A 25,426-nucleotide genomic window follows, 5' to 3' on the forward strand; every position below is an offset into this window, starting at 1 on the left:
GCCAGCCGCACCGTCCCCGGCCGCCCCGGCACCCGCCGACCCCGGCTCCACGACCGGCACCGGCCCCCCGGCCGACTTCGCCTTGTGCTGCAGATACGCCGGCTCCGGCCGCGGCCGACTCGGTGGCCGCACCGCCGACCCCGCCGCTCCGGCCGCCGCGCCGTCAGCGGGCCCGTCGTCGAGCAGCGCCTCGCGGATGATGCGCCGCGGGTCGTACTGCCGCGGGTCGAGCTTCTTCCAGTCGACGTCGTCGAACTCGGGGCCCATCTCGTCGCGCATCCGGCTCTTCGCACCGTTCGCCATGTCGCGCACCGTGCGCACGAACTGAGCCAGCTTCGCCGTGTACCCGGGCAGGCGTTCGGGGCCGAGCAGGAACACCGCGATGATCCCGATCAGGAGCAGCTTCTCGAAGGTCAGCCCGAACATTCTTGAATCATAGCCGCGCGCGGTGACACCGCTGCCGGGCATCCGCTGTGGGGACCCGAGATCCCGCCCCGGCCGCCTGCCGCGTGGCACCCCGGTGCCCGCGCGCCCACTGCCTAAGCTGAACCCGGAGGCCATCAGTGACTAAAGAATCCAGCTGGAAGTTCGCCGACGACATCGTCGTCGAGACGACGCAGATCGTCGCCGCGCGCACGCACGCGGCCGAGGTGGGGGTCGAATCCGTCTCCCCGGCGATCGGCAGCCAGCTGGCGGTGATCACCGCGGCGGCCCGCGCGAAGTCGATCGTCGAGATCGGCACGGGGCTCGGCGTGTCCGCCCTGTGGATGCTCCGCGGAGCCCCCGACGCCACCATCACCTCGATCGACACCGAGCTCGAGCACCAGCAGGTGGCCCGGGCCGCGCTGCTCGACGCGAAGGTGCCGGCCAACCGCATCCGTCTGATCACCGGGAAGGCGGGCGATGTGCTGCCCCGCCTGAACGAGAGCTCGTACGACGTGGTGCTCGTCGACGCGGATGCTGCATCGGTGATCGAGTACGTCGAGCACGGGCTGCGGCTCGTGCGTCAGGGCGGCACCGTGCTCGTGCCGCACGCGCTCTGGAAGGACAAGGTCGCCGACCCGGCGCAGCGTGGTGAGACCGTGGGCGACTTCCGCACGCTGATCGCCGAGCTGTCGGCGTCGGAGGCCGTGCTGGTGGCGCTGTCGCCCGCGGGCGACGGGCTGCTGCAGGTCACCAAGGTCGTCGAGTAGGCCCCAGCGCCCCGCGCGCCGGCCCACCGCCACGGGCAGGGCCGCCACGCGCCGGCCCGGCACACCGGCACGGCCCGACCCCTTAACTGCCGACGACCCCGGCGCCCGATCCGAGGATCGATGCGCCGAGGTCGTCGCGAGCCTGCCTGCTAGGCGGGGCTGACCACTCCTGCGAGTGCGTCGTGAAGCTCTTTCGCCTCCGCGTCGTTGACGGAGACGACCAGGCGACCCCCGCCCTCCAGCGGCACTCGCACGATGATGAGGCGTCCTTCTTTCACTGCCTCCATAGGCCCGTCTCCGGTCCTCGGTTTCATGGCGGCCATTCGGCTCCCCTTTCCTGGTGTTGTCTCCATTATCTCCGATAGTGACGCGTGCTCGGAACCAGCGGCCCGATTGGCCACCCGGACGACGGGCCCGACCGCGCCCGTCACCGGGCGCCCGGTGACGCCCCGCCGATCACGGCGGCGTCCAGTCCCGCCCGTCGACCCCCCAGCCGATCGCCATCCACCCCACCTGCCCCGCGATCGCGACCAGCACGATCAGCACCCGGTACACCGGCGACTTCGGCAGCGCGAGCGCCCCGAGCGCCGGGAACAGCGGCATCAGCAGCCGGAACGTGCTCGACTGCGGGAAGAACACCGCGAGCAGGTAGAGGGCGTAGCTCGCCAGCCAGAACCGCAGATCGACCCCGAGCCGCTTCACCGGCGGCAGGAACAGGAACACCGCGAACCCCACGATCAGCAGCACCACGACGATCGGCCCCCACGGTGCGCCCAGCCACCAGACGCCGCTCTCGAACCATGCGGTGAAGGGCACGAGCTCGCCGTAGCCGATGTAGGCGGCCCGCCAGGCGAGCTCGGTGTCGGTGTAGGCGGTCGGCGAGCCGGTCGCGATCGCCGCGATCCCGAGCCAGGCCAGCCCCATCACGCCGCTGAATACAGCCAGAGCGGATGCCGTCACCCGCTCACGGAGCGGGAACGGGTCGCGACCGCGGGTGAGGAACCGGTACCCCACGTGCAGCACGAGGAACAGCGCGAACGCGAGCCCCGAGGGCCGGGTCAGCGCCATCACGGCCACGATCGGGAACACCCAGCCGTACCGCCGGGTGACCACGAGGTAGAGCGCGCCGACGAGCAGCAGCAGCCCCATCGACTCGGCGTAGGCGAACTGCAGCAGCGGCGACAGCGGCGCCACGCAGAACAGCACGACGGCGAAGAGGGCGGTCCGGGCATCCTGGAGCACGCGGTTCATCAACCGGTAGAAGACGAGCACGGTGGCCGCGGCACAGAGCACCGAGACGGTGACGGCGACGAGCTCCCAGGTGGTGCCGGTCAGTGCCCGCAGCCCCGAGACGAGGAACGGGTAGCCCGGCATGAACGCCCAGGCGCTCTCGCCCACGTGGCCGTCGGCGGTGACGGGCAGCACCGAGGGGTAGCCGTAGAACGAGATGATCTTGTACCAGTTGCCGTCCCAGATGGCGGCGTAGCTGAGGTAGGGCGGGTTCGCGCCCGTCCAGGGGTTGGGGCCCTGGGCCCGGGCGAAGAGCAGCACGATGATCGTGGTGACGACGCGCGAGAGCACGAAGACGCCGAGCACCCGGGCCCACCACGGTGTCGCGCGCCAGGCACGGGCGACGGATGCGCGTCCGCCGCGACCCGCCTCGGCCTCCGTCACGGCACCGCCCGCCGCGGGGCCGCCCGCACCCGCGCCCTCGCCCGGCTCGGCGCCGACGCCAGCGCCCGCCTCCGCACCCGCGCCCCCGCCCGGCTCGGCGCCCGCCGCCGCGGCCGCCTCAGCACCCGAGCCCGAGCTCACCCGCGCCCGGTCAGCCACGCCCGCAGCCCCGCCTCGCACTCCTCGATCTGCGACACCCGCACCCGCTCGTCGTCGGCGTGCGCCTTCATCGGGTCTCCGGGCCCGTAGTTCACCGCCGGCACCCCCATCGCCGAGAACCGGGCCACGTCTGTCCACCCGTACTTGGGCTTCGCCTCGCCCCCCACGGCGGCCTGGAAGCGCTGCGCGAGCGGAGCATCCAGCCCCGGCCGGGCCCCCACCGCCAGGTCGACGATCGTCACGTCGTACCCCTCGAACAGCGAGCGGATGTGCGCGACGGCCTCCTCGCCGCTGCGCGACGGCGCGAAGCGGTAGTTCACGTGCACCATCACCTCGTCGGGGATGACGTTGCCCGCCACCCCGCCCGAGATGCCCACCGCGTTCAGCCCTTCGCGGTACACCAGCCCGTCGACCTCGACCTGCGGCGCCTCGTACGAGTCGAGGATCGCGAGGATGTCGGCCGCCTTGTGGATCGCGTTGTCGCCCACCCAGCTGCGCGCCGAGTGCGCCCGCAGCCCGTACGCGCGGATCTCCGCCCGCAGGTTGCCGTTGCACCCGCCCTCGATCTGCGAGTTCGACGGCTCCCCCAGGATGGCGAAGTCGCCCGCGAACAGCTCGGGACGGTTCGCCGCGAGCCGCGTCAGCCCGTTCAGCTCGTTCGAGACCTCCTCGTGGTCGTACCACATCCACGTGATGTCGACGACGGGGTCGGTCAGCTCGGCCGCGAGCTTCAGCTGCACCGCGACACCGGCCTTCATGTCGACCGTGCCGCGCCCCCACAGGTACTCCTCGCCGTCGACCGTCTCGTAGCGCGTCGGCAGGTTGTCGTTCAGCGGCACCGTGTCGATGTGCCCGGCGATCACGACCCGCTGCTCGCGGCCGAGGTTCGTGCGCGCCACGATCGTGTCGCCGTCGCGGATGATCTCGAGGTGCTCCGCCCCGGCGAGCGACGCGACGATCGCGTCGGCGAGCAGCGTCTCGTCTCCCGACACCGACTCGACGTCGCAGATCTGCTGCGTCAGCACGGTCGATGAGTCGGTGAGGTCGAAGACCGGATGCGCGGGGTCGAAACGAGGCATTGTCCAAGTTTAGGGTTCCGCGCCCCATACGCTTGAGTCATGCCTGAAGAAGTACTGAACCCCACCCACGCCTGGGGCCACGGACTCGCCACCATCGCCTCCGACGGCACCGTGCTCGACACGTGGTACCCGTCGCCCGCGCTCGGCTCGCCGCCCGACGCGGCCACGCTGCACGCGCCCGCCGAGCTCCTCGCGCACGCGGTTCCGGATGCTCGCCGCGACGTCTCGGTCGAGCTGGTCGCCGAGGTGATCGAACTCGACGCGCCGCCCCGCTCCACCCCCGACGCCTACCTCCGCCTGCACCTGCTCTCGCACCTGCTCGTCGCGCCGAACACGATCAACCTCGACGGCATCTTCGCGCACCTGCCGATCGTGGTGTGGACGAACGCCGGCCCCGTGCATCCGGAGGCCTTCGACCGGCTGCGGCCTGCCCTGCAGCGCGCGGGCATCCAGGCCTACGGCGTCGACAAGTTCCCGCGGATGCTCGACTACGTCACCCCGCCCAAGGTGCGCATCGCCGACGCCTCGCGGGTGCGACTCGGCGCGCACCTCGCACCGGGCACCACCGTGATGCACGAGGGCTTCGTAAACTTCAACGCCGGAACCGTCGGCACCTCGATGGTGGAGGGCCGCATCTCGCAGGGCGTCGTCGTGGGCGACGGCTCGGACATCGGCGGCGGCGCCTCGATCATGGGCACCCTCTCGGGCGGGGGCACCCAGCGCGTCGCGATCGGACGGCGCGCCCTCCTCGGCGCGAACGCCGGCATCGGCATCTCGATCGGCGACGACTCGGTCGTCGAGGCCGGACTCTACGTCACGGCCGGCACCAAGGTCGTGCTCATCGACGGCGACGACGAGAACCGCATCGTGAAGGCGGTGGCGCTTTCTGGTGTCCCGAACCTCCTCTTCCGCCGCAACTCCCTCACGGGCGCCGTCGAGGCGACCCCCCGCACGGGCTCGGGCGTAACCCTCAACCCCACCCTCCACGCCTGACCCTGGATCGAGCCGTCACAAATCGCCCTTTCAGCGCCCGGAGAGGGCGATTTTCGACGGGTCGATTCACGAGGCCGGGCGCCACGAGCGCGAACGGAGGGCGTGCTCGGCGCGCACCGGCGCCGAGCGGAGGCCGATGCGCGGCGTCTCCTTCGTCGCCCGGACGACGTGCCACCCCGCGCGGTGCAGAGCTTCAAGCCGTTCGACATCGCGATAGTACTGGCGCGAGTCGCTGCGGTGCTGCTCGCCGTCGTACTCGACGAGCACCTTCCACTCGGGGTAGACGAGGTCCCCGTACCCGATGCGGAGGCCTCGAGCATCCTCGATCGAGACGTTGAGCTCCGGCTCGGGCAGTCCGTGGCGCACGAGCGCCAGGCGGAGGTGGGTCTCGCGGGGCGACTCCGCCCCGTCGCGCACCAAGGCCAGCGCGCGAACGGCGGACGCCTTCCCCCGTCCGCAGTGGAGCTCGAGCCGCTCGGCCAGCTCGTCACGCGAGCAGAACGGTCGGGTCTGAGCGACTGCTTGCCGCCGCGGTGTCAGCACGAGATGATCCGCCGCCGCCACGAGGTCGTCGAGCGGCAGCATCACTGCGAGCTGCACCCACGCGGTCATCGGGTCCACCACTCTGAGCTCGTCGATGCTCCGGATGCTCGTGCCGACCCCATCGCCCTCGTGCCCCACGATGCCTGCGGTACGGGGGCGCGAACCGCCTCCCGAGGCGGTGACGTGCAGGCGGGCATCCGTCGCGTGCGCCGGCGGAAGCGGAAGCCCCCAGAGCAGCGCGGCCGTCGTGTGGCTGAACACCTGCCCCTCGGGCATACGGACCGCGTAGGAGCGACAGCGCTGCAGCACACTCGGACGCGAGACGGGCCGCCGGCGGACACCGTGGTACGGGCGCTCCAGGTCGGAGCCGCGCATCCGCTTCTCGCTCAGCCCCGCGGCGGCACCGTCACCCACCCCGAAGGCGCGCTCGCTCAGCTCGGCGGGAAGCGGCACGTGCCTGACCATCCGCCCACGGTGCCAGACCACCGCCTCCGCCAGGGGCGCGCGTCACGATCTGTGGATACCCGAGCCGTCAAAAAACGCCCTCTCGAAGGGGTGAGAGGGCGTTTTCCGACGGCTCGATCAGAGCGGAAGGACGGGCGGGGTCAGCGCGGGGGGAGGTCGCGGGCCGGGGCGCCCAGGTAGAGCTGCTGGGGGCGGCCGATCTTGGTCTGCGGGTCGGTGGCCATCTCGCGCCAGTGCGCGATCCAGCCCGGGAGCCGGCCGATCGCGAAGAGCACCGTGAACATGCGCGTCGGGAAGCCCATCGCCTTGTAGATGACGCCCGTGTAGAAGTCGACGTTGGGGTAGAGCCGCCGCGAGATGAAGTAGTCGTCCGACAGGGCGACCTGCTCCAGCTCCTTCGCGATGTCGAGCAGCGGGTCCTGCACACCGAGGGCGGTGAGCACCTCGTCGGCGCTCTCCTTGACGAGCTTCGCGCGCGGGTCGTAGTTCTTGTAGACGCGGTGACCGAAGCCCATGAGGCGCACGCCGGCCTCCTTGTTCTTCACCCGCTCCACGAACTTCGCGACGCCCTCGCCCGACTCCTGGATCTCGCGGAGCATCGTCAGCACCGCCTCGTTCGCCCCGCCGTGCAGCGGCCCGAAGAGCGCGTTGATGCCGGCCGAGATCGACGCGAACATGTTCGCCTCGGTCGAACCGACGAGCCGCACGGTCGAGGTCGACGCGTTCTGCTCGTGGTCTTCGTGGAGGATGAGCAGACGCTCGAGCGCCTTCGACAGCACCGGGTTCACCTCGTACGGCTCCGCCATGGTGCCGAAGTTCAGCCGCAGGAAGTTGTCGACGAAGGACAGCGAGTTGTCGGGGTAGAGGAACGCCTGCCCGAGGCTCTTCTTGTGCGCGTAGGCCGCCATCACCGGCAGCTTCGCCAGCAGGCGGATGGTCGAGATCTCGACGTCCTCCGGCTTGTGGGGGTTCAGCGAGTCCTGGTAGTACGTCGACAGCGCCGAGACGCCCGACGAGAGCACCGACATGGGGTGGGCGTTGTGCGGCAGCGCGTCGAAGAAGCGCTTGAGGTCTTCGTGCAGCAGGGTGTGACGACGGATGCGCTCGTCGAACTCCGACAGCTCCGACGCCGAGGGCAGCTCGCCGTAGATGAGCAGCCAGGCGGTCTCGAGGTAGGTCAGCGACGTCGCGACCTGCTCGATCGGGTAGCCGCGGTAGCGCAGGATGCCCTGGTCGCCGTCGATGTAGGTGATCGCCGACTTGGTGGCGGCGGTGTTCACGAAACCGTAGTCGACGGTCGTCAGGCCGGTCTGCTTGGTGAAGGTCGAGATGTCGAGCGAGGATGCCCCGTCGACGCTCTTCAGGATCGGGAACTCGGCCGTTCCACCGGGATAGGTGAGCGTGGCCTTCTGCGCGTCGTCCGTCACGGAGCCTCCTTGAGTGATCCTGCCTGAGTGGTTTCTGTGGCGGGACGCAGGCTGCATCTGTAGACCGTGACCGCGTTGACCCGCCTACAGCCTAATGTCCGCGCGAACGCAAACGCGACGCGGCGGCGTCGATGCGCTCGTCGGTGGCGGTCAGTGAGAAGCGCACATGCTCGGGGAAATGCGCCCCGTAGAAGTGCCCCGGCCCGGCGAGGATACCGAGCGACGCGAGGTCGGAGATCGTCGACCAGGCGTCGCGCCCCTCGGTGGCCCAGAGGTAGAGCCCGGCGACGCTCTCGTCGATGCGCAGCCCGGCGGCCTCGATTGCCGGCCGCAGCACGGCCCGGCGCGCGGCGTACAGCGCCTTCTGCGCCGCCACGTGGGCGTCGTCGCCGAGCGCGACCTCCATCGCGGCCTGCACCGGCGCCGGCGGGATCATGCCCGCGTGCTTCCGCACCGTCACGAGCCGCGCGATCAGCGCCGGGTCGCCCGCCACGAACGCGGCTCGGTAGCCCGCGAGGTTCGACTGCTTGCTCAGCGAGTACGCCCCGAGCACTCCCGTGAGGTCTCCCCCGGTCACCCGCGGGTCGAGGATCGACGGCACCGGCTCACTCGCCCAGCGCCCGTCCCACCCGAGCTCGGCGTAGCACTCGTCACCGACGATCACGGCGCCCAGGGAACGAGCCCGCGAGACGGCCGCCTGCAGGGCCGGCACGTCGAGCACCCGGCCGTCGGGGTTTCCCGGGCTGTTGAGCCAGACGAGCTTCGTCTCCGCCGGCCATGACGAGGGGTCGTCGGCCGCGAGCGGGGTCGCCCCGGCCAGCCGGGCCCCCATCTCGTAGGTGGGGTACGCAGCGAGCGGATGCGCGACCACATCCCCCTCGCCGAGCCCCAGCATGAACGGCAGCCACGCCACGAACTCCTTCGAGCCGATGGTGGGCAGCACGCTGTCGTCGCCCAGGCCGGGCACACCCCGGCGTCGCTCGAACCACGAGGCGATGGCGCTCCGCAGCGCGGGGGTGCCGGCCGTCTGGGGGTAGGAATGCGCATCCGTCGCCGCTTTCAGGGCGTCGGCCACGAGGGGCGGAGTCGGGTCGACCGGGGAGCCGATCGAGAGGTCGACGATGCCGTCGGGATGGGCCCGTGCCCGAGCGGCATAGGGCGCCATCTCGTCCCACGGGTAGTCGGGCAGCGCACCCAGTGCCATCAGACCGATGCCCTCAGTGTGCTTGCGGAGGGAGGACCGCGATGACGGGGTGATCCTTCTTGATCACGCCGACCTTGGCGGCGCCGCCCGGCGAACCGATCTCGTCGAAGAACTCGACGTTGGCCTTGTAGTAGTCGGCCCACTCTTCGGGCAGGTCGTCTTCGTAGTAGATCGCCTCGACGGGGCAGACGGGCTCGCAGGCGCCGCAGTCGACGCACTCGTCGGGGTGGATGTAGAGGGAGCGTTCACCCTCGTAGATGCAGTCGACGGGGCATTCGTCGATACACGCGCGGTCTTTCACATCGACGCACGGCAAGGCGATGACATAGGTCACAGGCGTTCAGGCTCCTTCGGTGTTACCAGGTCGAGTCTACGGCGTCGGGGCGGGCATCCGGATGCACGGGGCCCCCGGTCGCGACCGGCCGGCGTCGCGCGGCGAGCCGGGGCCAGGCGATCACGACGACCGCGATGAGGGTGGAGCCGAACAGCCACACCAGCCCCACGGTGCCGGCCGGCACCAGCACCGAGCCGCCGGGGCTCTCGAGCGTCAGCAGCGCCACGACGCCGATCAGCGCCGCCGCGGCGAGCATGGCCGCGAGGCGGCTGGGCGCGATGAGCCGCAGCCCGGTCAGCAGCAGGCCGATCGCGACGAGCGCGAGGATCAGCCCGACGGGCAGGTCGAACAGCCCGAAGACGCTGACGTCGATCTGGTGCACGACGGTGCCGATGGCGCCGAACAGGGCTCCGAGCAGCAGCGCGGCGATGTAGCCCAGGATGCGCGACCCGCGGCTCGTGCCGAGCTCGTCGCCCGGGGCGGCAGGGGCGTGGACCGGAGCGGCGGAGCCGCACGCCGGGGTGTACGCGGGCTGGTCGGGGAGCACGCGATCAGTCTAGGCGCGGGCACTGACACCGGCTCGCCGGGAGGCCCGCTCGCCCGCATCTCCCCCGGAACCTCTCAGCGGCGACTGGAACCTCTCAGCGGCGACTGGAACCTCTCAGCGGCGACGCCGCCGGGTGCCGAAGACCCCCTCCAGCACGCCCTTCAGGATCGTCTGCGTCGTGCGGGACTTCAGCACCTCCGTCAGGATGTCGCCGTCGGACGTGGTGCTGCGGGGGCGGCTCCGCGGTGCGGGCTCCCGACGCGCGCGACCGCGTTCCTCGGCGCGGCGGTCGCGCTCGAGCTGCGCGTCCATCTCCTTCCGCTGGCGGGCGTACTCCTCGGCGGCCTCCCGTTCCGACTCCGCCCGGGCCGCGGCGGCCGAGGCCGCCTGCTCCGCGGCGAGCGCCGCGTTCAGCTTGGCGGCGAGAATCTCCCGCGCCGACTCCCGGTCGATCGGGGTGCCGTACTGCGCGAGCAGCGGTGACGCGGCCACCGCCGCGTCCACCTCGGCCGCGGGTGTCGGCGACATCGACCCCTGAGGGGCCCGCACCCGGGTCCAGGCCACCGGCGTCGGGGCGCCGTTCTCGTTCATCACCGTCACCACGGCCTCGCCGATGCCGAGCGCTTGCAGCACCTCCTCGAGGTCGTATCCCGACTTCGGGTACGTCGACACGGTCGCACGCAGCGCCTTGGCGTCGTTCGGCGTGTAGGCGCGCAGGGCGTGCTGCACGCGCGAACCGAGCTGGGCGAGCACGTCGCCCGGTACGTCCTTCGGCGTCTGGGTGACGAAAAAGATGCCCACCCCCTTCGAGCGGATCAGCCGCACCGTCTGCACGATGGCCGCCGTGAAGTCCTTCGAGGCGTCGGCGAACAGCAGGTGCGCCTCGTCGAAGAAGAACACCAGTTTGGGCTTGTCGAGGTCGCCCACCTCGGGCAGGTCGTTGTAGAGATCGGCGAGCAGCCACATCAGGAAGGTCGAGAACAGGGCCGGCTTGTCGGCCACCCGCGGCAGCTCGAGCAGGCTGATCACGCCGGAGCCGTCGGCGGCGGTGCGCAGGAACAGCGAGGTGTCGATCTCCGGCTCCCCGAAGAACGCGTCGGCGCCCTGGGCCGAGAAAGCGATCAGCTCCCGCAGGATGACCCCGACCGTCTGCGTCGACAGCCCGCCCATCTCCTTGAGCTCCCGGCGCCCCTCGTCGCTCGTGAGGTGGGTGAGCACGGCCCGCAGGTCGCTCAGGTCGACCAGCGGCAGCCCGGCCTGCTCGGCGTAGTGGAAGACGAGTCCGAGGCTCGACTCCTGCGTGTCGTTGAGGCCCAGCACCTTGCTCAGCAGCAGCGGCCCGAAGGCGGTGAGCGTGGCCCGCACGGGCACGCCCGAGCCCAGCCCGCCGAGGCTGAAATACTCGACGGTCGCGGCGCGCGGCGTCCAGTCCTGCCCGATGCCGCGGGTGCGGGCGAGCAGCTTCTCGCTCGACGCCCCGGGCGTCGCGACCCCCGTCAGGTCGCCCTTCATGTCGGCGGCGAACACCGGCACGCCCGCCGCGGCGAGCTGTTCGGCGAGCACCTGCAGCGTGCGGGTCTTGCCCGTTCCGGTCGCCCCCGCGACGAGGCCGTGCCGGTTGGTCATGGCGAGAGGGATGCGCACCGGCACCCCGGGCAGCGCCTCCCCGTTGACGAGCGCTCCGATCTCGAGCGCCGGACCGTCGAACTCGTAGCCCGCCCGCACAGCGTCCACCGCGGCCTCGTCGAGCGGGCCGGCCACCGTGCGAACCTCGTCATCCGTCATGGCGCCAGCTTAGGCTCACCCGGGTACGCCGCCGACGTCGAGGGGAGCCGGCGATCTCTCGACCAGGCTCAGGAGCCGAGGTCGCTCGACAGCACCGAGACCCCCGGGAGTTCGGAGACCCCGAGGGCGTCGGGCAGCTCGGCCCGGGTGCGGATGCCCAGCTTGCGGTAGACCCTGAGCAGATGGGTCTCGATCGTGCGGACCGACAGGACCAGGCGCTCGGCGATCTTCCGGTTGGAGGCACCCGAGGCGGCGAGCGCCGCGATCTCCCGTTCGCGCCGTGACAGCGGCGGGCGGTCCCCGCCGAGCAGGAAGAGGCGGCCGCCCTGGCCGGTGACATCGAGGTGGGTCGCCGCTCGGCGCGCCGAGGCGGCCGCCGCACGCTCGGAGCCGGAGGTCGCGTGCAGCCAGACCGCCCTCGACGCCGCCTCCGCCGCGAGGTTGTGGAAGCCGAGTGCGGCCGCCTCCTCCGCGATCGTGTCGAGTTCCTCCGCGCAGGCCCGGTCGGCCGCCGCTCCGGCGGCGCCCTCGCCCGGCTCGCCACCCGCGTCGGATGCGTCGGATGCGTCGCCGGCCTCGGATGCGTCGGGCTCGATCAGGGCTTCGAAGCGGGCGAGAGCCCGGGCGTAGCGCACGAAGACGGCCGCGCACCGGCCTTCCACTCCCCCGGCGAGGGCGTCGACGTCGGGGAGCACCGCCCGGGCTCCCCCGGCGCGCGCCGCGTGCACGAGGCAGACCAGGGCCTCCAGGTCGAAACCGTCGGCGCGATGGGACGCGGCCGCCGCGGTGAACGAGGCCACCGCCCCCGGTCGATCGCCGGCGACCGCGCTCAGCCAGCCCCGCGCCTCCTGCAGCTGGCCGTTCAGGTAGGGGTCGCTGTCGGCCGTCAGCGCGGGTGCCAGGATCTCCTCGGCCTCGTCCGGCAGTCCGCCGAGGGCGAGCGCGGCGGCCAGCACGGGCCGCGCGTGCACGGCGACCGACTCGAGCCCGTGCCGCTGGTACTCGAGCAGAGCGGTCCGCAGATCCGACACGGCCTCCCCGGCCCGCCCGCCCATCAGTCGCAGGGCACCCAGCAGATAGCTGCTCCGCCCCTGCTGGAGACCCGAGACCACGACGCCGCCGCCGTTCCGCAACCGCACGGCTGCGTCGATGCTCGTCTCGAGCGGTTCGTCGTAGGCGCGCACGAAGATCTCCGTCCACTGCACGACGAACAGGTCGGCGCCGATCGGCGCGAGGATCGCCTCCGCCTGCTCCAGTGCCCGTCCCGCCGCCGTGAGATCGCCTCTCATCGCGAGCACCGAGGCGGTGGTCGTCAGCGCCTCGCCCTCGATCAGCACGGTCGGGTCGAGCACCCGGCTGGCGTCGGGGTCCCGCACGGCCGGGTACCGGGTGAAGCGGGTGATCGAGTCCCAGCGCGGTGCCGCTAGCGACGAGACGGCGTCGGCGGGTGGCCGGGGAGCGGCCCATCGCGCGTGCGGGTCGTCGACCCTCTCGCGCAGGCGGTCGCGGAGCCGTGCGCGCAGCTCCTGCTGGGCCGGGTCGAGCTGCGACTCGTCGACCGCCTCGATCAGCTCGAGGGCCTGTCCGGCGAGCCCCAGCTGCGCGTCAGCGGTCGCGGAGATCAGGTCCGCCTCGAATCCGCCGCCGCCCGCGCGCGCGTCGGCGGCGAGCTGTCGCGCCAGGTCGGGCCGGTACGCCTGCAGCGCGACCCGAGCGGCCTGCAGGAGGGTCGTCGTCGCGACCTGACGGCCGCGCGCCCGACCGTGCAGGGCGAGCGCGAGCAGTTCACCCCCGGCGAGCTCGGCACCGGCATCGCCGAGGACGTCGACGAGAGCATCCGCGAACCTGCGTCGACGCAGGATGGAGATCGTCTGGGTGAGCTGGAGCTCGATCACCGGGTCGTGAACCCGCAGGCGCACCGCCCCTCCCGCCTCCACCACCTCGAGGGTGCCCCGTCGTTCGAGCAGCTCGAGGAGCCCGGAAAGCGAGAAGCCGGAAGGAGAGAGGCCCGTGAGGGCGAGGCCGACGTCGGCGACCAGGACGCCGACGAGTCGCTCGAGACGGTCGAGGCTGATGCCCGGTGCCAGGGCGACGAGGTCGAGCACGGTCTCGGCGGCCGGCAGCGTCGGCCCCTCCGGCAGGTCCAGACGGCTCAGCAGCAGCTGCCGCACCTCCTCGTCGGGCTGCAGCGGCGCGGTCAACGACCAGAGGCCGTCGACCTCCTGCAGCACCCTCCTGGCGCGCGCCGCCCGCACCGCCCCCTGGAGCACGACCAGATCGCCCCCGGGGCGCGCGGGCACGAAGGCCGGGGCCGCCTCGGAGTCGAGCCGGCCGCCGAGGAAGTTCTCGACCGCCCGGAGCAGGGCCGACGGAGTCATCGGCTCCAGATCGACCCGCGTCATGAGGCCCGCTTGCAGCAGCCGATCGATGCCGGGGTCGTGGCGGGAACCGGTCGAGGCGGTGAGCACCGGGAGCAGCGATGCGTCCCGGAGTCCGTTCTCCAGGCGAGTGACGCGATCGCCGTCGAGCTGCTCGACCTCTCCCGTCCAGACCAGACGGCGCGTGGGGGGATCGAGCGAGTCGAGCAGGCTGTCGACGAAGTGCGATCGCCCGGCGCCCCGCTCGCCGACGACGAGCACGCCCCGCCCGGCCAGCAGTTCGCGGCGCGCGTCGACCAGGGCCGTGCCGCGCCCCGCCCCTGACGCCGTCCCGTCCCCCATCAACCCACCCGACGCGTTCTCATCAGGGCTCATGGATAGCACGTTCCCGCCGCCAGGAGAAGAGGCAGGAGAAGCGCACCGCGCGTCCCCCCTTCGCACCCGACGAGTGGACAAAGCGGCTCCGGCGGGGCTACGCTCGCCCTTGGTAAGGCTAGGCTTACCCAACTAAGGCAGTCCACACCTCCCAGCGCACTGCCTCCCCCACACCCGTTCCCCCGAAGTCAGGTGCCCGTGCTCGCGAACTATCTGATCGGCCTGCGCGAGGGCCTCGAGGCCGCGCTGGTCGTCAGCATCCTCATCGCCTACGTGACGAAGATCCGCCGCCGCGACGTGCTCGCGCGGCTCTGGCTCGGCATCGGCCTCGCCGTGCTGGTCGCCCTCACGCTCGGCGCCGTGCTCACCTTCGGCGCCTACGGCCTGAGCTTCGAGGCGCAGGAGGCCATCGGCGGCTCGCTCTCGATCATCGCCACCGGCTTCGTCACCTGGATGGTGTTCTGGATGCTCCGCACCTCCCAGAACCTCAAGGGCGCTCTGCAGTCCGACGTCGACAAGGCGCTGATCGGCGCCGGCTGGGGCCTCGTGCTGGTGGCCTTCCTCGCCGTCGGGCGCGAGGGCATCGAGACCGCGCTGTTCATCTGGGCCGCGGCGCAGGCTACCGGAGAGACGACGCTGCCGCTGGTCGGTGCCCTGCTGGGCATCCTGACGGCCGTCGTGCTCGGCTGGCTCATCTCGAAGGGCCTCGTGCGCATCAACCTGTCGGCGTTCTTCGCCTGGTCGGGCGCCGCGCTGATCGTGGTCGCCGCCGGCGTGCTGTCGTACGGCGTGCACGACCTGCAGGAGGCCGGCATCCTGCCCGGGCTGAACAGCCTCGCCTTCGACGTCAGCGGGGTCATCCCGCCCGACAGCTGGCTCGGCACCTTCCTCAAGGGCACCGTCAACTTCTCCCCCGCGACCACGTGGCTGGAGCTCGCCGCGTGGCTCGCCTACTTCGTTCCGACCATGTTCCTGTTCCTCCGCGCGGTGCGCCGCGGCCGGCAGCGGAAGGCGGCCACGGCCGTCCCGTCCGCGCCGGTCGTCGCCCGCGCATCCTGAACCCCGCCCCGACCCCGCGCGCCCACCCGCGCCACCCTCCAAGGAGCCACCCTGTGAAGACCACTCCCCTCCTCGCCGCCGCCGGCGCCGCCGTCACCCTGCTCGCGCTCTCGGGCTGCGTGCCCAACAGCTCCGCGGCGACGGATGCGGCGGGCACGATCACCGTCGACTCCAGTTCCGACGACTGCCGGGTGAGCACCACGACGGCCTCGAGCGGCACCCTGACCTTCTCGGTCACGAACTCCGGCGACCAGGTGACCGAGTTCTACCTGCTGGCCGACGACGGCCTGCGCATCGTCGGCGAGGTCGAGAACGTCGGCCCCGGCATCTCCCGCGACCTCGTCGTGCAGGCGCAGCCCGGCGACTACTTCACCGTCTGCAAGCCCGGCATGGTGGGCGAGGGCATCGGCCGCGCCGCCTTCACCGTCTCGGGCGACAAGGTGCAGCTCGCCGGCGACCAGCAGGAGCAGGTCGACCAGGCGGCCACCAACTACGTGGCCTACATCAAGGACCAGGTCGGCCAGCTGGTGACCGGCACCGACACCTTCCTCGAGGCCTACCTCGCGGGCGACGACGAGACCGCCCGGGGCCTCTACGCCACCACCCGCGCGAACTACGAGCGCATCGAGCCCGTCGCGGAGTCGTTCGGAGACCTCGACCCGATGATCGACTTCCGCGAGGCCGACGTGGCCGAGGCCGACGAGTGGACCGGCTGGCACCGGATCGAGAAGGACCTCTTCCCGCCGACCGCCGAGGAGAACGGCGGCACCGCCTACGTGCCGCTCACCTCCGACGAGCGCAGCTACTACGCCGACAAGCTCAAGGCCGACACGCAGTCGCTCTACGAGGCCGTGAACGCCGACGACTACACCGTCTCGATCGACGCCATCTCGAACGGCGCCATCGGCCTGCTCGAGGAGGTCGCGAGCGGCAAGATCACCGGCGAGGAGGAGATCTGGTCGCACACCGACCTCTGGGACTTCCAGGCCAACCTCGAGGGCGCCCGCGTGGCCTACGAGGGCGTTCGCGACATCGTCGAGGCCAAGGACCCGGAGCTCGTGACGACCATCGACGAGCGCTTCGCCTCTCTGGAGAAGACCCTCGCCGAGTACGGCAGCCTCGACACCGGCTTCGTGTACTACGACGAGCTGACGACCGACCAGGTCAAGCAGCTCGCCGACGGCGTGAGCGCGCTGAGCGAGCCGCTCAGCCGCCTCACGGCGACGCTGGTGGGCTGACCCGTAGGCTTCTGAGCATGGTCGAACCCGAACCCACGCCGGCGAAGCCGGGCATCTCCCGACGGGGGCTGCTCGGCCTCGCCGGCGCCGGTGTGCTCGGCGCCGGCGCGGGGCTGGCCGGCGGCATCGCGGTCGACCGCTTCGCCCTCCCCCCGTCGGCCGCCGCGTCGCCCGGAGCGGGTACCGTCTACCCCTTCTTCGGCGAGCACCAGGCCGGCATCGTCACCCCGGCACAAGACCGCCTGCACTTCGCGAGCTTCGACGTCGCCGACATCACCCGCGCCGAGCTCGTCGGCCTCCTGCAGGACTGGAGCGCCGCCGCCGCGCTGATGACCGCCGGCACCCCGGTCGGCACCTACGGGGCGGTCAACGGCCCCTACACCGCCCCGCCCGACGACACCGGCGAGGCGCTCGACCTGCCTGCCGCCGGCCTCACGATCACCTTCGGCTTCGGCCCCACCCTCTTCACCTCGGCCGACGGCACCGACCGCTTCGGGCTGGCCGCCCAGCGCCCGTCCGCCCTCGTCGAGCTCCCGCACTTCCCGGGCGACATGCTCACCGAGTCGCTCACGGGCGGCGACCTCTGCATCCAGGCCTGCAGCGATGACCCGCAGGTGGCGGTGCACGCCATCCGCAACCTGTCCCGCATCGCCTTCGGCCGCGCGTCGCTGCGCTGGTCGCAGCTCGGTTTCGGCCGCACCAGCTCCACCACCACCGCACAGGTGACACCGCGCAACCTGTTCGGCTTCAAAGACGGCACGGCGAACATCAAGGCCGAGCAGTCCGACGTCGTGGCCGACCAGGTCTGGGCCTCGCGTGACGACGGCGCCTCGTGGATGCACGGCGGCTCCTATCTTGTCGCACGCAAGATCCGCATGACCATCGAGACCTGGGACCGCACTTCGCTGAAGGACCAGGAGGCGATCGTCGGCCGCACCAAGGGCGAGGGAGCCCCGTACTCGGGCGGCACCGAGTTCAGCGAGCCCGACTTCGAGGCGAAGGGCCAGGGCGGTGCCCCGCTGATCGCCGCCGACTCGCACGTGCGGCTCGCGCATCCGACCATGAACTCGGGCGCGCAGCTGCTGCGGCGCGGCTATAACTTCGTCGACGGCAACGACGAGCTCGGGCGGCTGAACGCGGGCCTGTTCTTCATCTCGTACCAGCGCGACCCGGCGAAGCAGTTCGTGCCGATCCAGATGAACCTGGCGAAGAACGACGCCATGAACGAGTACCTCCGTCACGTCGGCTCCGGCCTCTGGGCGGTTCCGCCGGGTGCCTCGTCGGGTGGCTGGGTCGGCGAGACGCTCCTCGGGTGACCCCTCCGTCGGGGTCGCGCGCCGACGGGTCCCGTGAGGAGCCGCGCGCCGAAGGCCCCCTGTCGGGCCGCTACCGCCTGATCACCCTCGGCACCGTCGTGCTGGTGTTCGTCGCCGCGTTCGAGAACCTCGCGGTCACCACCGTGATGCCCGTGATCAGCACCGAGTTGCACGGTGAGGCCCTGTATGCCGTCGCCTTCGCGGCCCCGCTCGCCGTGTCGGTGGTGGGGATGGTCGCGGCCGGTCAGTGGTGCGACCGCAGCGGCCCTCGGGTGCCGCTCAGCGCATCCGTCGCGCTGTTCATCGCGGGACTCGTGGTGGCCGGTCTCGCGTCGACCATGGAGCAGGTGGTCGTCGGGCGCCTCGTGCAGGGTCTGGGTTCGGGTGGCGTGACCGTGACCCTCTACGTCATCGTGGCGCGCGTCTTCTCCGGTGCGCTGCAGCCGCGCGTCTTCGGCCTGATGTCGGCGGCCTGGGTCGTGCCGGCGCTGGTGGGGCCCCTCATCGCGGGCGTGCTCGGCGAGACCGTGGGCTGGCGCTGGGTGTTCCTCGGCGTCGCGCTGATCTGCGTGCCCGCGCTCGGGCTCCTCCTGCCCGTGCTGCGCTCGCTCGCCGCGGCGCAGACCGGGTCGGCGCCGGGGTTCGTGGTGTCGCGGCTGGTCTGCTCGGTGCTGCTGGCCGTCGGCATCCTGGCGCTCAGCATCTCGGCCGAGTTCGGTGGGATGCTCGCGGTCGCGGTCGCCGCCGGATCGGTGCTGCTGGCCGCCCTCGCCGTGCGGCCCCTGCTGCCCCGGGGCACCCTCACCGGCCGGCCCGGTCTGCCGCGGATCGTGCTGACCCGCTTCGTGCTCGCCGGCGGTTTCTTCGCCACCGAGACGTATCTGCCCTTCCTGCTCACCCACGAGTACGCCTACTCCCCCGCCCAGGCGGGCCTCGCCCTGTCGGTGAGCGGTGTCGCGTGGGGCGCGGCGTCGCTCCTGCAGGGTCGCTACGCGGCCCGCCTGGCCGACCGGTGGATGCTCGCCGCCGGCACCTCGCTCGTCGCCCTCGCGGTCGCCGTGGCCCTCGCCACTGCGCTGCTCGGCCTGCCCGGCTGGGTGGCCGTGGCCGGCTGGGCGCTCTCGGGCACCGGCATGGGGCTCGCCTACCCGCGCCTGTCGGTGCTGCTGCTCGCGCGCTCCTCGCACGCCGACCAGGGCTTCAACAGCAGCGCCCTGAACATCGCGGATGCCGCCGGCCCCGCGGTCGCCCTGTCGATCGCCGGGCTCGCCTTCCAGGCCCTCCCGGGCGTGGGTGTCGACGGCTTCGCCGCGGTGTTCGGGCTGGGGCTGGCGCTGGCGGTCGGGGCGGTCGGGCTCTCGCGGGGAGTGGCCGGGGCCGGGGTCGGGGTCGCGCGGGGTGCGGTTCGCGCATCCTGAACCGAGAGGGCTACGAGGACGTGCCGCCCACGATGTAGGTGGCGGTGTTCGCGCCCGTGCCGTCGTCGGCGACGCTGACGATGACCGAGTAGGCGCTGTCGCTGTAGGCGCCGCTGCCGACTCCCTCGACGAAGCCCGAGTAGCTCGCCTCGAAACCGGCCGCCTTCAGCTGCTCGTCGATGGCGGTGAAGGCGGCCTCGCGGTCGTCGCCGACCCGCACGATGACCGTCCAGCCGCCGCCGGAGTCGACGCTGCCGGCGCCCATGCCGCCGACGATCTCGCCGTCGGCGAGGGGCACCTCGTCGCTCGGGAAGCCGTCAGGGAGCCCGCCGTCGGAGTTCAGGTCGACGTCGCCGCCGCCCGCCTGCTCGACCGCGCCCTCGACGAGCTGCTCGACCGGGTTGGCGCAGGACGTGAGCGTGGGGGTGAGCACGACGGCGAGAGCGAGCGCGAGGATCAGGGCCGGCTTCTTCGTCATGGCACGATCATCCCAGAACGGGCCGGTCGGGCACCAGACGCAGAACGGCCGGCCCCCCGAGGGAGACCGGCCGTTCGTGTGCGCGCCGACTACTGGTTGGCGCGCTTGAGGTTCGCGGTGCGGCGAGCACGCGCGTTGGCGTCGAGCTCGACCTTGCGGATGCGCACGATCTCGGGGGTGACCTCGACGCACTCGTCCTCACGGGCGAACTCGAGGCACTCCTCGAGCGAGAGCTGACGCGACGGCGTCATCGACTCGAAGGTGTCGGAGGTCGACTGACGCATGTTGGTCAGCTTCTTCTCCTTGGTGATGTTCACGTCCATGTCGTCGGCGCGCGAGTTCTCGCCGATGACCATGCCCTCGTAGACCTCCTCGGTGGGGTTCACGAAGAAGGTCATGCGCTCCTGCAGGGCGATGATCGCGAAGGGGGTGACGACACCCGAACGGTCGGCCACGATGGAACCGTTGTTGCGGGTGACGATCGAACCGGCCCACTCGCCGTAGCCGTGCGAGATCGCGTTCGCGATGCCGGTGCCGCGGGTGATGGTGAGGAACTCGGTGCGGAAGCCGATCAGGCCGCGCGAGGGCACGATGAACTCCATGCGCACCCAGCCGGTACCGTGGTTCGCCATGTTCTCCATGCGGCCCTTGCGGGCGGCGAGCAGCTGCGTGATCGCGCCGAGGTACTCCTCGGGGGCGTCGATCGTCAGGTGCTCGTAGGGCTCGTGCGTCTTGCCGTCGACCTGCTTGGTGACCACCTGGGGCTTGCCCACGGTGAGCTCGTAGCCCTCGCGGCGCATGTTCTCGACCAGGATGGCGAGCGCGAGCTCTCCACGGCCCTGCACCTCCCAGGCGGCGGGGTTTCCGATGTCGACGACACGCAGCGAGACGTTGCCGATCAGCTCGCGGTCGAGGCGGTCCTTCACCATGCGGGCGGTGAGCTTATGGCCCTTGACCTTGCCGACGAGCGGCGAGGTGTTGGTGCCGATGGTCATCGAGATGGCCGGGTCGTCGACCGTGATGGCCGGCAGGGGGCGCACGTCCTCGGGGTCGGCGATGGTCTCGCCGATCGTGATGTCCTCGATACCGGCGATGGCGACGATGTCGCCGGGGCCGGCCGACTCGGTCGGGAAGCGGGTGAGCGCCACCGTCTTCAGCAGCTCGCTGATGCGCTGGTTGGTGACGGTGCCGTCGTGCTTGACCCAGGCGACCTGCTGACCCTTCTTGATGGTGCCGTTGAAGACACGCAGCAGGGCGAGGCGGCCGAGGAACGGCGAGGAGTCGAGGTTCGTGACGTGGGCCTGCAGGGGCGCCTCGTCGTCGTACGTCGGCGCCGGGATGTGCTCGAGGATCGCGCCGAAGAGCGGCTCGAGGTCGTCGTTGTCGGGCAGGGTGCCGTTCTCGGGCTTGTTCAGGCTCGCGGCGCCGTTGCGGCCCGAGGCGTAGACCACGGGCACGTCGAGGATTGCGTCGAGGTCGAGGTCGGGCACGTCGTCGGACATGTCGCTGGCGAGGCCGAGCAGCAGGTCCTGCGACTCGCCCACGACCTCATCGATGCGCGCGTCGGGGCGGTCGGTCTTGTTGACCAGGAGGATGACGGGCAGCTTCGCTTCGAGCGCCTTGCGGAGCACGAAGCGGGTCTGGGGCAGCGGGCCCTCACTGGCGTCGACGAGCAGCACGACGCCGTCGACCATCGACAGGCCGCGCTCGACCTCGCCGCCGAAGTCGGCGTGACCGGGGGTGTCGATCACGTTGATGGTGATCGGCTTGTCGCCCGCGTGCTTGCCGTTGTAGGAGATCGCCGTGTTCTTGGCGAGGATCGTGATGCCCTTCTCACGCTCCAGGTCGTTCGAGTCCATCATCCGGTCGTCGGCGTCGAAGTGCGCGTCGAAGGAGTTGGTCTGCGTGAGCATGGCGTCGACCAGGGTGGTCTTGCCGTGGTCGACGTGGGCGACGATCGCGACATTGCGCAGGTCGTCGCGGGTGGCTTGTGCCATGGGGAGTCCTCAGGTCTCTTGAACCCGGGACTGATGGCAGAAGCCACCCGCGGGCTCGAATAACAGGGTGTGGGGTGGGCGTCGTGGCCCGGACCGCTAAACGCCCAGGATGATTCCAGCGCCCGGGATAGCGTTCAGCAACTCCCTAGTGTACTGCTCCTTGGGGTTGTCGAAGACGGCATCCGTCGAAGCGGCCTCCACGATGCGCCCCTGCTGCATCACGCAGACGTTGTCGGCGATCACTCGGACCACCGCCAGGTCGTGCGTGATGAACAGGTACGTCAGCTCGAGCTCGCTCTGCAGTTCGGCCAAGAGCTGCAGGATCTGGGCCTGCACCAGCACGTCGAGCGCCGAGACCGCCTCGTCGAGCACGACGATGTCGGGCTTCAGCGCGAGTGCCCGGGCGATGGCCACGCGCTGACGCTGACCGCCCGAGAGCTCGTTCGGGTAGCGCGTGATCAGCGACTGGGGCAGCGAGACCTGGCCGAGCAGCTCCAGCACACGGTCGCGGCGCGCCGTGCGGTCGCCCACGTCGTGCACCTGCAGGGGCTCGGCGATCGTGTTGCCGATGTTGCGCAGCGGGTCGAGCGAGCCGTACGGGTCTTGGAACACCGGCTGCATGCGACGGCGCAGATCGAGCAGCGGCTTGCCCTTCAGCGGAGCCACGTCGGTGCCGTCGATCAGGATCTGGCCGCTCGTGGGGTTCTCGAGGCGCAGGATCATCTTGGCGACGGTCGACTTGCCGGAGCCCGACTCTCCGACGAGCGCCGTCGTGGTGCCCTTCTCGACCGCGAACGAGACCTTGTCGGCGGCGACGAGCTCGCCCGAGGACCCCTTGCCCTGACCGCGGATCTTGTAGACCTTCGTCAGATCTTTCACCACGATGGCGTCGGGTCGCTTGGTCACGGGACGGCTCTCGACACGCTCCTCGGCGGCCGCGATCAGGTCGAGGCCCTCGGTGACCTTCGTGGGCGCGTAGTCGAGGTCGCTCAGGGAGTGCGTCTCCGACTGGGCGGTCGCCGACTGGATGCGCCGCGAGGCGAGGCTCGGTGCGGCGGCCACGAGACGCTGCGTGTACGGGTGCACCGGATTCTGCAGGATCTCCTTGGAGGGCCCGGCCTCGACGATACGGCCCTTGTACATCACGACGAGCTGCTCGGCGCGCTCGGCGGCGAGCCCCAGGTCGTGCGTGATGAACAGCACGGCGGTGCCGATGTCGCGGGTGAGCGTCTCGAGGTGGTCGAGGATGCGCCGCTGCACGGTCACGTCGAGTGCCGAGGTGGGCTCGTCGGCGATCAGCAGCTTCGGGCGCGAGGACAGCCCGATGCCGATCAGCACACGCTGGCGCATTCCGCCCGAGAACTGGTGCGGGAACTGCTTCAGGCGCTTGTCGGCGTCGGCGAGGCCGGCCTCCTTCAGCACCTGGATGGCGTGCGCGCGCACCTCCTTGCGCCCCGTGGCGACGCCGTTGGCCCGGATGGTCTCCTCGACCTGGAAGCCGACGCTCCACACCGGGTTGAGGTTGGACATCGGGTCCTGCGGCACGAAGCCGATCTCGCGGCCGCGGATGTCCTCCATCTGCTTCTCGGAGTAGGAGCTCAGCTCCTTGCCGTCGAACATGATGCTGCCGCCGGTGATGCGCCCGGCGCCCGGCAGCAGATTGATGATCGCGTGCGCGGTCGTCGACTTGCCCGAGCCGGACTCGCCGACGATGGCCAGCGTCTGGCCGGGCATGAGCGTCAGGTCGACGCCGCGCACGGCCGGGACGATGCCGTTGGTCGACTGGAAGCCGACCTCGAGGTTCTTGATCTCGAGCAGCGGGGTGGTGCCCGTGCTGCGGGTGGAGGAGTCGCTCATCGCTGGGCCCTCGCCTTCGGGTCGAGTGCGTCGCGAACCACTTCGCCCATCATGATGAAGGCGAGCACGGTGATCGAGAGCGCGAGTGAGGGGTAGATCAGGGTCTGGGGGGCGTTCCGCAGGTCGACCTGCGCGGCGCTGATGTCGTTGCCCCAGGACATGGTGGAGTTCGGGAGCCCGACACCCAGGAACGACAGCGTCGCCTCGGCGACGATGGCCGCCCCGAGCGAGATCGTGGTGACGACGATCACGGGGGCGATCGAGTTCGGCAGCACGTGGCGCATCAGGATCTTCAAGTTCGAGACGCCGACGGCCTGGGCCGCCATCACGTAGTCGCTCTGCTTCACCCGGAGGATCTCGGCACGGAGCACGCGCGCCGTGGAGGGCCACGCGAAGATGCCGATCGCCAGCGAGATCACGAAGACGTTCCGGTAGGCCGAGAACACCGACATGATGACCACGGCGGCCAGGATGTAGGGGATCGAGAAGAAGATGTCGCCCGCACGGGAGAGCACCGCGTCGAGCCAGCCGCCGTAGAAGCCGGCGAAGGCGCCGAAGAGGATGCCCAGCACCGAGGTCAGGATCGTCACGATGATGCCGACCGAGAGCGACGTCGACGTGCCGTGCACGATGCGCGAGAACACGTCGCAGCCCTGCTTCGTGAAGCCGAGGATGTGCTCACCCGTGGGAGCGCCGTTGCTGTTGGACAGCTGGCAGTCGGAGTTCGGGGGCACGGACGTGAACAGGTTCGGCGCCAGGGCGACGACGACCACGAGCAGGATGATGACGGCGGACACCCAGAACATGGGCCGACGGCGCATGTCGCGCCAGGCGTCGATCCAGAGGTTGCTCTTGCGTTCGCCGACGTTGACGGCGTCGATCGCGACGAGAGGGGTCTCCTCCAGCGGTGCGACGAAGTGCGTCGGGGAGAGTGGCTTATTTGACATAGCGGATCCTCGGGTCGAGAAGGCCGTACAGGAGGTCGACGACGAGGTTGACCACCAGGTAGATGAGCACCATGACGGTCACGAACGAGACGACGGTAGGGCCCTCGCCTCGGATGATCGCCTGGTAGAGCGTGCGCCCGACGCCGGGCACGTTGAAGATTCCCTCGGTGACGGTCGCGCCGACCAGCAGCACCCCGAAGTCGGTCGCCGCGTAGGTGACCACCGGGATGAGCGAGTTGCGCAGGATGTGCACGGGGATGATGCGACGGCGGCTGAGGCCCTTGCCGTAGGCGGTGCGCACGAAGTCGAGGCCCGCGGTCTCGATGACGGATGCCCGGGTGAGCCTGATGAGCTGCGCCAACGAGATGCTCGCCAGCACGAAGGCCGGCAGGATCAGGTCCTGGATCGGGGCACCGGTGGACACCGTCGTCCTGGCCCAGCCGAGTTGGATGCCGAACACGTACTGCCCGACGAACGCGATCACGAAGATCGGCAGCGAGATGAACACCAGGCTCACGATCAGGGCGGTGCCGTCGAACAGCTTGCCCTTGCGGAGGCCGGAGTAGAGGCCGATCAGCACGCCGCCGACGAACTCGATGATGAGCGCGAGGATGGCCAGGCGGATGGTCACCGGGAAGGTGCGGGCGAGGATGTCGGACACTGCTTCACCGGAGAAGGAGGTTCCGAAGTCACCGCGGAAGATGCCGCCGAGGTACAGGAAGTACTGCACGATGAACGGCTGGTCGAGGTGGTACTCCTGGCGGAGCCGCTCGAGGAGTGCCGGGTTGGGCGTCTTGTCGCCGAACAGGGCGAGAAGGGGGTCTCCGGGCATCGCGAAGACCATGAAGTAGATGAGGAACGTCGTACCCAGCAGGACGGGGATCGCCTGGAGTAGACGCCTGAGGATGTAACCGGCCACGAATCAGACCGAACCAATCGAAACTAAGGGGCGAGAGCCGC

21 protein-coding genes and 1 pseudogene are annotated in these 25,426 nt (G+C 70.9%); 6 read left to right on the top strand and 16 right to left on the bottom strand.

The features are described 5' to 3' along the window. Positions 1–168: 168 nt before the first annotated feature. Positions 169–426 (bottom strand): annotated as a pseudogene (locus NVV95_RS11850) (twin-arginine translocase TatA/TatE family subunit); the annotation flags it as partial. Between the two features lie 137 nt (positions 427–563). Between NVV95_RS11850 and NVV95_RS11855 the strand changes: the two are divergent. Further along, positions 564–1,193, top strand: a complete 630-nt coding sequence (locus NVV95_RS11855; RefSeq protein ID WP_259486746.1) for an O-methyltransferase — start codon at positions 564–566, stop codon at positions 1,191–1,193. Between the two features lie 149 nt (positions 1,194–1,342). Here the strand turns inward: NVV95_RS11855 and NVV95_RS11860 are convergent, their stop codons facing one another. The 3 genes from NVV95_RS11860 to dapE form a co-directional block, all read right to left on the bottom strand. Next, entirely contained in the window at positions 1,343–1,516 is a 174-nt protein-coding gene (locus NVV95_RS11860; protein ID WP_084361480.1) for a DUF3117 domain-containing protein, read from the bottom strand. A gap of 133 nt (positions 1,517–1,649) precedes the next feature. Then, on the bottom strand, positions 1,650–3,026 hold the full coding sequence (locus NVV95_RS11865; RefSeq protein WP_259486747.1) for a mannosyltransferase family protein: 1,377 nt from the start codon (positions 3,024–3,026) through the stop codon (positions 1,650–1,652). Continuing rightward, positions 3,005–4,105 (bottom strand): succinyl-diaminopimelate desuccinylase, encoded by a 1,101-nt coding sequence (gene dapE, locus NVV95_RS11870; RefSeq protein WP_259486748.1) that lies wholly within the window; start codon positions 4,103–4,105, stop codon positions 3,005–3,007. Before dapE ends, NVV95_RS11865 begins: the two co-directional genes overlap by 22 nt. Positions 4,106–4,144: 39 nt before the next feature. Here dapE and dapD point away from each other — a divergent pair, with 39 nt between their 5' ends. After that, complete coding sequence (dapD, locus tag NVV95_RS11875) at positions 4,145–5,098, top strand: 2,3,4,5-tetrahydropyridine-2,6-dicarboxylate N-succinyltransferase (protein WP_259486749.1); 954 nt, start codon at positions 4,145–4,147, stop codon at positions 5,096–5,098. A gap of 66 nt (positions 5,099–5,164) precedes the next feature. On the opposite strand, the gene NVV95_RS11880 is transcribed toward dapD, so the two are convergent. The 7 genes from NVV95_RS11880 to NVV95_RS11910 all read right to left on the bottom strand — a co-directional run bounded on the left by NVV95_RS11880 (position 5,165) and on the right by NVV95_RS11910 (position 14,156). Further along, positions 5,165–6,106, bottom strand: coding sequence for a DUF559 domain-containing protein (locus NVV95_RS11880; RefSeq protein ID WP_259486750.1), 942 nt, complete (start codon positions 6,104–6,106; stop codon positions 5,165–5,167). Between the two features lie 140 nt (positions 6,107–6,246). Continuing rightward, a complete protein-coding gene (locus NVV95_RS11885; protein ID WP_375163829.1) occupies positions 6,247–7,551 on the bottom strand; it encodes a citrate synthase in 1,305 nt (434 codons plus the stop codon). 73 nt (positions 7,552–7,624) lie between these two features. Then, a complete protein-coding gene (dapC, locus tag NVV95_RS11890; protein WP_259486752.1) occupies positions 7,625–8,737 on the bottom strand; it encodes a succinyldiaminopimelate transaminase in 1,113 nt (370 codons plus the stop codon). A gap of 13 nt (positions 8,738–8,750) precedes the next feature. Then, a complete protein-coding gene (gene fdxA / locus NVV95_RS11895; protein WP_173181419.1) occupies positions 8,751–9,071 on the bottom strand; it encodes a ferredoxin in 321 nt (106 codons plus the stop codon). 22 nt (positions 9,072–9,093) lie between these two features. Then, on the bottom strand, positions 9,094–9,618 hold the full coding sequence (locus NVV95_RS11900; protein WP_259486753.1) for a DUF6113 family protein: 525 nt from the start codon (positions 9,616–9,618) through the stop codon (positions 9,094–9,096). 114 nt (positions 9,619–9,732) lie between these two features. Continuing rightward, on the bottom strand, positions 9,733–11,403 hold the full coding sequence (locus NVV95_RS11905) for a helicase HerA-like domain-containing protein (RefSeq protein ID WP_259486754.1): 1,671 nt from the start codon (positions 11,401–11,403) through the stop codon (positions 9,733–9,735). A gap of 68 nt (positions 11,404–11,471) precedes the next feature. Then, the gene (locus tag NVV95_RS11910; RefSeq protein ID WP_259486755.1) at positions 11,472–14,156 is read right to left on the bottom strand and encodes a helix-turn-helix transcriptional regulator; all 2,685 of its coding nucleotides are present in this window, start codon (positions 14,154–14,156) and stop codon (positions 11,472–11,474) included. Positions 14,157–14,354: 198 nt separating this feature from the next. Here NVV95_RS11910 and efeU point away from each other — a divergent pair, with 198 nt between their 5' ends. From efeU to NVV95_RS18415, 4 genes are read left to right on the top strand one after another with little or no spacing between them, the layout of a single operon-like run. Next, complete coding sequence (efeU, locus tag NVV95_RS11915) at positions 14,355–15,215, top strand: iron uptake transporter permease EfeU (protein WP_259486756.1); 861 nt, start codon at positions 14,355–14,357, stop codon at positions 15,213–15,215. A 53-nt stretch (positions 15,216–15,268) separates the two neighbouring features. Beyond that, positions 15,269–16,453, top strand: a complete 1,185-nt coding sequence (gene efeO, locus NVV95_RS11920) for an iron uptake system protein EfeO (RefSeq protein WP_259486757.1) — start codon at positions 15,269–15,271, stop codon at positions 16,451–16,453. A 17-nt stretch (positions 16,454–16,470) separates the two neighbouring features. Then, on the top strand, positions 16,471–17,769 hold the full coding sequence (gene efeB, locus NVV95_RS11925; RefSeq protein WP_259486758.1) for an iron uptake transporter deferrochelatase/peroxidase subunit: 1,299 nt from the start codon (positions 16,471–16,473) through the stop codon (positions 17,767–17,769). Beyond that, a complete protein-coding gene (locus tag NVV95_RS18415; protein ID WP_269909049.1) occupies positions 17,766–19,187 on the top strand; it encodes an MFS transporter in 1,422 nt (473 codons plus the stop codon). Before efeB ends, NVV95_RS18415 begins: the two co-directional genes overlap by 4 nt. A gap of 10 nt (positions 19,188–19,197) precedes the next feature. Here the strand turns inward: NVV95_RS18415 and NVV95_RS11935 are convergent, their stop codons facing one another. From NVV95_RS11935 to NVV95_RS11955, 5 genes are all read right to left on the bottom strand, one after another. Beyond that, entirely contained in the window at positions 19,198–19,665 is a 468-nt protein-coding gene (locus NVV95_RS11935) for a hypothetical protein (RefSeq protein WP_259486759.1), read from the bottom strand. 89 nt (positions 19,666–19,754) lie between these two features. Next, complete coding sequence (gene typA, locus NVV95_RS11940; protein ID WP_259486760.1) at positions 19,755–21,662, bottom strand: translational GTPase TypA; 1,908 nt, start codon at positions 21,660–21,662, stop codon at positions 19,755–19,757. A 96-nt stretch (positions 21,663–21,758) separates the two neighbouring features. Further along, the gene (locus NVV95_RS11945; RefSeq protein WP_259486761.1) at positions 21,759–23,519 is read right to left on the bottom strand and encodes a dipeptide ABC transporter ATP-binding protein; all 1,761 of its coding nucleotides are present in this window, start codon (positions 23,517–23,519) and stop codon (positions 21,759–21,761) included. Further along, positions 23,516–24,466 carry an ABC transporter permease gene (locus NVV95_RS11950; RefSeq protein ID WP_259486762.1) on the bottom strand — a complete coding sequence of 317 codons (951 nt, stop codon included), beginning with the start codon at positions 24,464–24,466 and terminating at the stop codon, positions 23,516–23,518. Before NVV95_RS11950 ends, NVV95_RS11945 begins: the two co-directional genes overlap by 4 nt. After that, positions 24,456–25,385: an ABC transporter permease gene (locus NVV95_RS11955; protein ID WP_259486763.1), complete on the bottom strand. Its 930-nt coding sequence runs from the start codon at positions 25,383–25,385 to the stop codon at positions 24,456–24,458. Before NVV95_RS11955 ends, NVV95_RS11950 begins: the two co-directional genes overlap by 11 nt. Positions 25,386–25,426: the final 41 nt, after the last annotated feature.

The sequence above is a fragment of the Herbiconiux gentiana genome, assembly GCF_024978135.1.
In the GTDB taxonomy this organism is placed as follows: Bacteria; Actinomycetota; Actinomycetes; order Actinomycetales; family Microbacteriaceae; genus Herbiconiux; species Herbiconiux gentiana.

Coding starts and splice junctions, on each gene's coding strand:
- NVV95_RS11910 (WP_259486755.1), bottom strand. CDS start 14,156: ATGAGCCCTGATGAGAACGCGTCGGGTGGGTTGATGGGGGACGGGACG.
- NVV95_RS11880 (WP_259486750.1), bottom strand. CDS start 6,106: ATGGTCAGGCACGTGCCGCTTCCCGCCGAGCTGAGCGAGCGCGCCTTC.
- NVV95_RS11905 (WP_259486754.1), bottom strand. CDS start 11,403: ATGACGGATGACGAGGTTCGCACGGTGGCCGGCCCGCTCGACGAGGCC.
- dapC (WP_259486752.1), bottom strand. CDS start 8,737: ATGGCACTGGGTGCGCTGCCCGACTACCCGTGGGACGAGATGGCGCCC.
- typA (WP_259486760.1), bottom strand. CDS start 21,662: ATGGCACAAGCCACCCGCGACGACCTGCGCAATGTCGCGATCGTCGCC.
- NVV95_RS11935 (WP_259486759.1), bottom strand. CDS start 19,665: ATGACGAAGAAGCCGGCCCTGATCCTCGCGCTCGCTCTCGCCGTCGTG.
- dapE (WP_259486748.1), bottom strand. CDS start 4,105: ATGCCTCGTTTCGACCCCGCGCATCCGGTCTTCGACCTCACCGACTCA.
- NVV95_RS11950 (WP_259486762.1), bottom strand. CDS start 24,466: ATGTCAAATAAGCCACTCTCCCCGACGCACTTCGTCGCACCGCTGGAG.
- NVV95_RS11945 (WP_259486761.1), bottom strand. CDS start 23,519: ATGAGCGACTCCTCCACCCGCAGCACGGGCACCACCCCGCTGCTCGAG.
- efeB (WP_259486758.1), top strand. CDS start 16,471: ATGGTCGAACCCGAACCCACGCCGGCGAAGCCGGGCATCTCCCGACGG.
- dapD (WP_259486749.1), top strand. CDS start 4,145: ATGCCTGAAGAAGTACTGAACCCCACCCACGCCTGGGGCCACGGACTC.
- NVV95_RS11860 (WP_084361480.1), bottom strand. CDS start 1,516: ATGGCCGCCATGAAACCGAGGACCGGAGACGGGCCTATGGAGGCAGTG.